Annotated in this window: 3 protein-coding genes; 1 reads left to right on the top strand and 2 read right to left on the bottom strand. The window is 32.0% G+C overall.

Features of this window, described 5'->3' with window-relative positions:
• On the top strand, positions 1 to 595 hold a 595-nt coding region (locus tag VK071_01025), incomplete at its 5' end, for a helix-turn-helix domain-containing protein (GenBank protein HLR33899.1).
• Between the two features lie 161 nt (positions 596 to 756).
• On the opposite strand, the gene VK071_01020 is transcribed toward VK071_01025, so the two are convergent.
• Positions 757 to 2205 carry a hypothetical protein gene (locus VK071_01020; GenBank protein ID HLR33898.1) on the bottom strand — a complete coding sequence of 483 codons (1449 nt, stop codon included), beginning with the start codon at positions 2203 to 2205 and terminating at the stop codon, positions 757 to 759.
• Positions 2206 to 2717: 512 nt separating this feature from the next.
• On the bottom strand, positions 2718 to 3171 hold a 454-nt coding region (locus tag VK071_01015), incomplete at its 5' end, for an amidohydrolase family protein (protein HLR33897.1).

The following is a 3171-nucleotide window of genomic DNA, read 5'->3' as shown; positions in this document are numbered from 1 at the left end:
TCGAGTGGGTGAAACTAGGGAGCGAATAGTCAAGCCTAGAATAATAAGCGCTTTAAATATACATCCATTAGACGCTATCGAGAACCATGATATAAGAATGGATTTATTTTATCGACTAGGTGTTATTACAATTGTAATCCCCCCATTAAAAGATAGATTAGATGATATACCAATTCTTGTGGATAAATTTATAAATAAATTTAATATAAAGTTAAATAAGAATATCAAAGGAGTTACACCCGAAGTTGAAGAAATATTTAATTCCCATAATTGGCCAGGAAATGTTAGAGAATTAGAGCACTTAATCGAGCATAGTATGATAATTACGACAGGGGATCGATATATACGAAAAGAAAACCTCCCTGTATTTCTCATTAGAAGTGAAATAAATAACAAAGGTGATGATATCCTCTCTATAAAAAACATGGCAAATGCACTAGAAAATAGCGACTTAACCTCATTAATAAATAATATCGAAAAACAAATTATTAAAGTTAAAATTGATGAAACCCAAGGGAATGTGGCTGCTGCAGCAAGAAAACTTGGAATAAGTAGGCAAAATTTAGAGTATAGAACAAAAAAGTATAATATCTAGAACTTTCATCGGAACCTTTCTATAATTGTTTCTATACGCTCTTCAATAATCCTAAATATTATATAGGATTATTGTTTAGTAAATGATCAAGAAGATGCATCTTCTTGATCATTTACTCTTTTCCATATATCCTTAATATCTAGATTTACTCTCATTTAATCTTAGTTCGTTTTTATCACTTTAGGCCTTCTATTCCATCCATTTGTTATATAACCCATAATTATATATATGACAGACCCTAACGATCCCGCAATAATAGGTGCTTCTACCCATCCAGTATCAAATACAAATACTAATATTATATTTGCTATAAATCCTGTTATCATAGAAGCAAAACAAGTCCGTAAATCTGCCTCGACTATTACACGCATAATTGTTGGACCTACAAATGCAGATATTAGCCCTCCTGTTCCAATATATGCAATTTGGTTAAGCATTCCCTGGGGTGCAAAAAATGTAAGTAGCATAGCCCATACCGCAGTTATCAAAACTCCTATTCGATTATAAAACTCTCCTTTATCTGACTGCTTACCAGAGATAGATACTAATATATCATAAGATAATGATGAAGCTAAAGATTGCAAAACTGAACTTATGGTTGAAAGCATTGCAAATAATATAAAAAGTGTAATTAAGCCAGCAATAGCTGGATGTAAAAAAGTATTTAAGAAAACCGGCATCGCACTATCAGGATTTGCTAAACCTGGATTCTTATAATACATATAAATACCTGTAATCGGAATTAGGCTTAAAATTATACCCATTGGAACCATTATTAAAGCTAATTTATGTATCTTAATATCCTCTTTAAATGATAAAAATCGTACTGACATATAAGGTAATGTAGTAGTAAAAAGTAGTGTATATATCATTACTAAGAATACACTATATTTGCCGCCACCATAAGGTATTGATGTCGTAGGATTAATCAATTCACCATTCAGCTTGCCCACTTGAGTGATCAAATCCATAATTGAAATATCCTTTGTGATTGTAAAGAATACAATCACTGAGGCTACTAACATTCCTATACACATTATCGTATCTGTAATTGCTACAGCTAATAATCCACCTTGCATTGTAAATATAACAACTACCAACATTAACATCAGTGAGGCTAATTGTTCACTAACATTTAACCATTCAGAGGCCGCAAGTCCTACAGCTCTAATTTGTCCTATAATATATACCGAAAGAAAAATAAATGTTGCTAACCCAGCTATAAAATGTACTAATCTTTTTTGTTTTTCTGTACCTCTATGTGTTACAGCCATATACTCTGGAACTGTAAGTCCACCAGACTTTTCAGCCTGTTTAGCCATAAAACCTGCAAATAATAAAGTTCCAAATATAATTCCTGGAGCAAAGAAGAAATTTGCTAAAACTTCAATAGTACCATAAGCATATGCTGTGCCAGGAGAACCAATAAAACCCCATCCACTATATCCTGTTGCCATTAATGTACCTGCTCCTACAAAAGCGCCTACTTGCTTCGCTCCCAACAGAAACCCCTCACTATCAGCCTCAGCTCCTCCTATTTTCTTACCGGAAAATGTCCCAACTGCAATCAATCCTACTGATGCAAAAATAAATATAATCCAATTAATCACTTTGTAACACTTCCTTTCGACTTATATATTTCTTTATAGATCCATACACCTAATGGTACTAATATAATAATTATACTTCCAATAATAAATGCATCAATTGGCCAAGATCCTGTCATTCCATTCCCCTCCTTAAGGATAAATTCTGTTTCCTAAATACAATTATGAAAGTTACTATAATATAATTGCAATAACCATGCCAGAATACACACTAATATAATTAATTTTATTAATGTGCACATAGAGCGTCTTACAAGATATCAGTCTCACATATGTTAAATACATATTTAATATATGTACAAAAATCATAAAAAATTCAATGAATATTTTGCTTAATATTTATCTTTTATTTATTCTTATTAATTTATTAAATTCCTTAACTTTATAGAAACTCATCATATAAAACAGGTCTTGGAGTGCACTCCAAGACCTGTTTTAATAAGAAAACCTACTAACTTTTAATAATACACGAACTTTTCGAGTTAAAACTTACAACATTTAAATCTGTATCTTATTTATGCATGTGCTTTCTCTTTATCCGCTTCTTCAAATTCGTCATAGCATAATCCAAATGGTTTGGCTTTAATATATCTACCTTGACCTATCTCACCTACAAATTTACCATTTTCAGCGGTTAGTTTTCCTCTTAGATATACTTTTTCTGGTCTTCCTATCATATCCATTCCTTCAAAAGAATTATAATCTGATTCATGGTAACTATTCTCTACAGTTATTTCTCCCTTGTATTCAGGATCATATATAACTATATCTGCATCAAATCCTACAGCAATTTGGCCTTTTTCTCTAAGTCCAACAACCTTTGCAGGGGTCGTTGCAAATAAATCTACAAATCTTTCTTTAGTTATCCTACCTTTTGCTACTCCATATGACCATAAAAGGGCCAGTCTGTCCTGTACACTAGGGCAACCATTTGGTATTTTACTAAAGTCTCCTATACCTTTTTTCTTA

This window comes from Tissierellales bacterium (assembly GCA_035301805.1).
Lineage (GTDB): Bacteria > Bacillota > Clostridia > Tissierellales > DATGTQ01 > DATGTQ01.
Note: the sequence above shows the minus strand (reverse complement) of the source record. Positions and strands in the feature narration are given on the sequence as shown.